Origin of the sequence: Candidatus Electronema sp. TJ (genome assembly GCF_048287355.1) — a bacterium.
GTDB lineage: Bacteria > Desulfobacterota > Desulfobulbia > Desulfobulbales > Desulfobulbaceae > Electronema.
The window spans coordinates 5,496-10,337 of record NZ_JBLWEP010000082.1; the positions used below are offsets into that span (position 1 = coordinate 5,496).

The following is a 4,842-nucleotide window of genomic DNA, read 5'->3' on the forward strand; positions in this document are numbered from 1 at the left end:
CCGGTGAGACGGAGCACGCCGTCCGGGTTGAGCACGTTGTCCAGCTTGAGCAGCGTGTCCTGGGCCGTGTTGATCAGAGGCAGCTTCTTGTCCCGCGCCAGCTGTTCAAGCTGGCCAAGATGACGGACTTCGGCGGCAAAGGGCGGCGAGGCATGGACGCGCACTTGCAGGCACTTCTCAATGGGCGGCGGAGGGTCGTCCGGGCTGTTCAGCTTGCCTGTGAAGGAGAGGGAGTAGGTGAAGCAGCCTTCCTCGGTCACCTGCTCGCCGTTGATCAGGCTCTGCTGGATGACTTTGTTGCGGATGGCCAGAATGCTGCGCAGCTCCTCGGCGCTGTAGCTGGGCAGCTCCGCCGCCATGCGGGCGGCCAGCTCCTCGGTGTCCACCACATTTCGTGGCACGAAAACCATCTTGCACGAGCGGGGAGTGGTGAGCGCGTTGTCCGCAGGCCGCCATTGAATCGTTGCCATGTTCTGCCTCCTGATCTTCAAATGATTGAGATGATGGAATGAACACTGCCGCCGCCAAGCATAAGACGAGTTTCTCCGCATGTCAACAGTTTTTTTCATGGGGCCGCATAATTGACGGGTGGAAAAGACATCGGGAATGCTCGCCAGAAAACCATTCTCGAGGCCGTAACAAGACCTCGCTCGATGTCGTGTTGTTCCCTCGCTCGATCTCATCTTATTCCCTCGCTCGATGTCGTCTTATTCCCTCGCTCGAGGCCGTAACAAGACCTCGCTCGATCTCATGTCACGGCCTCGCTCGATCTCGTGCTGTGACATCGGGAATGGTTTTCCAGAAAGCACGCCTGATGTTTGTTCGGGAGCAGCCGGGAGGGCGATGCGGGGCGCGCAGCGTGCGGACCTGATGCCCAATCGTTCGGCATATAGCTGGAGCACGATAGAATGATTCTCCTGCAACCGTTGCGCCGTAGGGGCCTGCCCCTACGAGACAGACAATCTGGCGCAGGGTAAGGGAAACTTGCATACGCCGTAGGGGTGAAAAATCTTTCGCCCTTGCTGGGCAATTCAAACAGACGAGAGAATCCTTCCGCCTCGCCTTGCAGGGACGCGCAAAATTTGCTACCATTGATCATAAGAGCTGAGTTTTGAGCCGCCGCATCATGCTGCGAGGAAGGCGCGGCTGTTCCGACAGCGGGTGCCGCCCGCGCTGGCTGTCCGCCTGAGACATGGGCCGCTTTCCTGACGCAGAAAGCCTCATAGACAATGATCACCGTTCAGCTGGCCTTTGCCGCAGCCTTGGTCGCGGCATTGGCGGTCACGCCCAAGGTGCGGGCTATCGGCAGGAGGTTCGGCCTGACCGATCAGCCCTCAGAACGCAAGCTGCATCAGCGGGCTGTGCCAAGAATCGGCGGCGTGGCCTTGTTCATCGCTTTTCTTTTTCCATTCTTTCTCCTCTTCCTGCTGCGGGACCACAGCGAGGCGGCCAAGCTGATCTTCGCTGATCAGCGGATGCCCTGCATCTTCCTCGGTGCCGCGCTGATGTTTCTGCTCGGCCTGCTCGACGACATCCGGGGCGGGCTGTCTTTCAAAATCAAATTCGCAGGCCAGCTCCTTGCAGCAGGCCTGCTCTACGCCTGCGGGATCAAAATCAATTTGATCACCAATCCGCTTGGCGGCTCCATTGAGCTGGGCCTACTTTCTCTGCCAGCCACCGCCTTCTGGTTCGTTCTGGTCATCAACGCCATCAACTTGATCGACGGACTGGACGGCCTTGCCGCAGGCATCTGTTTGTTCGCCTCGCTGTCCATGCTGCTGGTCTGCGCCGCAGGCGGGCAGGTCGCACAGGCTGTCGCCTTCGCCGCCCTTGCCGGAGCTTCCGCAGGCTTCCTGCGCTACAACTTCAATCCGGCATCCATCTTCATGGGCGACAGCGGCAGCTACTTTCTTGGCTGCTGTTTGGCCGCTCTCAGCATCAGCGGCACCATGAAGGGGCAAGTCGCCACCGCCCTGCTGATGCCGGTCATTGCCCTGGGCGTTCCATTGATTGACGCGCTCTGGGCACCAGTGCGCCGCTTCGCCGCTGGCCAGCAGCTCTTTCAGCCGGACATGCGCCATATTCACCACCGGATTGTCGAGCTTGGCTTCACCCAGCGCAAGGCGGTGCTGCTTATCTATGCCATGACTATCGCGCTTGGCATCTGCGCAGTGATTCTGGTGCACAGCCAGAATGAGACCTCAGCCCTGATTCTCTTCTTCATGGGTGCCGGAGGCATTGCCGCCGCCCGCGCACTCCGCCTTTCCGGCCTGATCACGGTGCGCAAGGTTTCCTCGTGGGCATGGAGCCTCGGCAGCGAGATGGATTTCAGCTTGGAAGGCCGCTTCTTTCGCAGTCAGCAGTTTGAAATTGCCCAGGCCGCCAGCGTGGAGCAGCTCTGGGAGGAGGTTGCCAAGACTCTGGAGAGCTTGGAGTTTGACCGGGCGGAATTCAATTGCCTAATTGGGCCGTCAGGGGAGCGATGCTTTCAATGGGAGCGGGGCGGAATGGACGTGCAGCGCGAGCGGATGCTTCGGGTCGAGCTGCCGCTGCACGACTGCGGCCCGGACGGAACCTGCCGCCTGCTCGGCTCGCTGCTGCTGCTCAAAGACATGGGCCGCGAGCCGGTAGGCGGCAATATTTTCAAACGGATCGGCATACTGCGCAAAACCATGATCTCGTCGCTTGCGAACCTCCATGGCTCTGCGGGCGGAGAGCGGGGAAGAACGGCATCTCATGGCCATGGGGCACGGTACTAAAAATTGTTTTCAGAAAGGGCGCAAACAGAGCGGCCACCTGTTTTTATAGGGATAACCAGTGAGGACAAATAGAAATGCAAGAAATTGCACCAGACTGATTGTTCTTGCTTTTTACTTGCCGCTCCATTATCATAAGAGTCAAGAAGAAACTCGACGCTGAAGCGGTTCGGCAATGACAGAACAACCAGAACAAAAGGGGAGAACATGAAAAGAATACAGAGCGCGGTTGCGGTGTCGCTCCTGCTTCTCGCGGCTGCTGGTCAGAGCGTCGCAGGCTCTAAATATACGCCGCCCAAGGGGCCGATGGGGCCAGGCTGCCCTGATGACTGCCAAAATCAGATTGACGGCCTGAACTCCAGCCAAGCCCGTCAGGATGAGCAGATCAACGCCATGCAGGCCGATCAGGGTCGGCAGGATGCCCAGATCAACGCCCTTCAGGCTGATCAAGGCCGTCAGGATGAGCAGATCAACGCCAACACCGCTCGCCTTAATCAGCATGAAAACGAGATCAGTGCTCTGAAGAGCCGCAAGGATCAGACCTATAATCCTTGGTATGTCAAAGGCATGGCCAAGATGATCTGGAGCGGCTCCATGGATGTGGACAAAGAGGCGTACGGTTTCAAGGCTGACACGGACACCGGCTACGGCCTCGCCTTGGCGGGCGGGCGGAAGCTGGGCAACTTCCGCGCTGAAACCGAGCTTGGCTATCAAAGCGTCGGCTTCAAAGCCAAAGGGCTGGATGACATGACCGTGAAGACCATGATGTTCAACGGCTTCTATCATGTTCCGGTGGCAAACCTTGGCATGTACTGGGCGCAGTGCGAGCCGCTCTCCGTCTACGGCATGGCGGGCATGGGCGCGGGCAAGGCGGATGTCACCTTTCAGAACGGCCTTGACGACAGCGAGACCACCTTCGCCTACAAGGTCGGCGCAGGCGTGGCCTATGACATCGCCGCTAACATGGCTGTTGACGTGGGCTATGAGTACATGCGCCTCAGCGACATCGAACTGGGCGCGGATCACAGCCTGCTGCGGATGGACGACATGAAGAGCAGCTCCGTCAACGCCGCGTTCAGATACTCCTTCTGATCCGGCTTCTCCTAGGCTTCCCACATCCTGTGCGGAAGCCTTGTTTTTTCCCGCCTCAGGCAGCCGCCAAGGCCAGCACCAGCTCAGTCAGCCGTGTCATGTCCTCCAAGCTGACCTCTTCAGCGGTTGAATGGACATTGGTCATGCCGGTGGCCACAATTGCGGTCGCCAAGCCGCAGCCATTGAAGATGTTCGCGTCGCTGCCGCCGCCTGCGATTTCATAGCTCAAGTCCATGCCGATGCCTTCCGCCGCCGCTGCAATCCGGCGGATCACTGCGTCGTTCATGTCCAATTTCATGGCCGGGAAATCCAGTTCCGACTGAAAACCCAGCTCCGGCGCACCCTGTGCCTGCCCGGACGGATCGCGCCAGTCGACAAGCATCTTGCGGAAGACAGCTTCAATCTCCCTGCTCAGCCGCTCCAGCTTTTCCATCGAATGGCTGCGGACTTCCCCTTCTATCACCACTTGCTCCGGCACGATGTTGATCGCTGTTCCGCCTTGGATAGTGCCGAAGTTGGCTGTGGTTTCATGGTCAATTCTGCCGCAGGGAGCAGCTGCCAAGGCTTTGGCCGCCAGCACGATAGCGTTGATGCCCTTTTCCGGGTGCAGGCCGGCATGAGCCGCCGCACCGTTGACCGTGATGCGCAGACGGTTGGAGGCTGGTGCGCCGATGATCACCCTGCCAAAGCCGCTGGTGTCCAGCGCATAGCCCATTTTCGCCCGGACATGCGCGGGGTTGAGGGCCTTGGCTCCGAGCAGGCCGGTTTCTTCGCAGGTGGTGAAGAGGAACTCCAGCGGCGCATGCGGCAGCTTGTGCTCGCTGATCACCCGCCACATCTCAATCAAGGCGGCGATGCCCGCCTTGTCGTCGCTGCCAAGAATCGTCCCTCCGTTGCTGGTGAAGCGGCTGCCCTGCCGCAAGACTTTGATGCCGCGCCCCGGCTCCACCGTGTCTAAGTGGCAGTTGAAAAACAACGGCTCCTGCGCCGCGTC

4 protein-coding genes are annotated in these 4,842 nt (G+C 59.5%); 2 read left to right on the plus strand and 2 right to left on the minus strand.

The features are described from left to right. The coding region (locus tag ACNKID_RS07395) for a hypothetical protein (protein ID WP_417912801.1) at window positions 1-470 on the minus strand (470 nt) is incomplete at its 3' end. 759 nt (window positions 471-1,229) lie between these two features. Here ACNKID_RS07395 and ACNKID_RS07400 point away from each other — a divergent pair. Continuing rightward, on the plus strand, window positions 1,230-2,759 hold the full coding sequence (locus tag ACNKID_RS07400; RefSeq protein WP_417912802.1) for a glycosyltransferase family 4 protein: 1,530 nt from the start codon (window positions 1,230-1,232) through the stop codon (window positions 2,757-2,759). Between the two features lie 204 nt (window positions 2,760-2,963). Further along, window positions 2,964-3,848 (plus strand): outer membrane beta-barrel protein, encoded by an 885-nt coding sequence (locus tag ACNKID_RS07405; RefSeq protein ID WP_417912803.1) that lies wholly within the window; start codon window positions 2,964-2,966, stop codon window positions 3,846-3,848. Window positions 3,849-3,903: 55 nt separating this feature from the next. On the opposite strand, the gene ACNKID_RS07410 is transcribed toward ACNKID_RS07405, so the two are convergent. Further along, window positions 3,904-4,842: M20/M25/M40 family metallo-hydrolase (locus ACNKID_RS07410; RefSeq protein WP_417912804.1), on the minus strand; the 939-nt coding region annotated here is incomplete at its 5' end.

Bases quoted from the DNA above. Each gene is read 5' to 3' on its own strand.
- ACNKID_RS07400 (WP_417912802.1), top strand. From the start codon at position 1,230: ATGATCACCGTTCAGCTGGCCTTTGCCGCAGCCTTGGTCGCGGCATTG.
- ACNKID_RS07405 (WP_417912803.1), top strand. From the start codon at position 2,964: ATGAAAAGAATACAGAGCGCGGTTGCGGTGTCGCTCCTGCTTCTCGCG.